Below are 567 nucleotides of genomic sequence, written 5' to 3'. Positions count from 1 at the left end.
GCAAGGCATGCTTGTCGATTCCGTAAGTGAGTTTGTTCGTTAGGTCTAGTACGACGATGCCATGTATTGTCGCCCAAAATAAATGAGCTAGTTTTTCTGGTTCGCCTTTTAAATAACCTTGTTGTACAGCGTCTCTTACTGAGTTTCGCAGAGTGTCGAAAGCGCGATTCCCCATTAGCGTAAGATGGTTGCTAGGCTCGCTCGGTTGGTCTAATTCAAACATTAAACGAAATGCATCGGTATGTGCGGCTGCGTAGTCTGCATACCCTTGGCCGAGTGCGTTGATTCGTTCAACAGGGTGGGGATGGGCTTCAACAATCTGTTCGTGAAACTCGGCGAATCGCTCGAAGGCGCGAGCGCGACAAGCATCAAAAATCGCTTCTTTGTTTTCAAAATAGCGATATGGCGTCATGGCGCTGCAACCAGTCGCCAGGGCAATAGCTCTAATTGATACGTCACGGTATCCGTGTTTCGCAAATAGTATGAGTGCTTGGTCCATAAGCTTTGCTCTGAACTCTGCCACTTCTTGTTCGTCTAGTTTTCTTCTTCCCATGAGTCATACGATAA

1 protein-coding gene is annotated in these 567 nt (G+C 47.1%); it reads right to left on the bottom strand.

All coding sequences use genetic code 11. The features are described 5' to 3' along the window. The coding region (locus A3739_RS08270; RefSeq protein ID WP_068501004.1) for a TetR/AcrR family transcriptional regulator at positions 1-553 on the bottom strand (553 nt) is incomplete at its 3' end. Positions 554-567: the final 14 nt, after the last annotated feature.

Source organism: Oleiphilus sp. HI0067 (assembly GCF_001635735.1).
The sequence above is the reverse complement of the archived record's forward strand: the minus strand, read 5'-3'. Positions and strand labels throughout refer to the sequence as shown.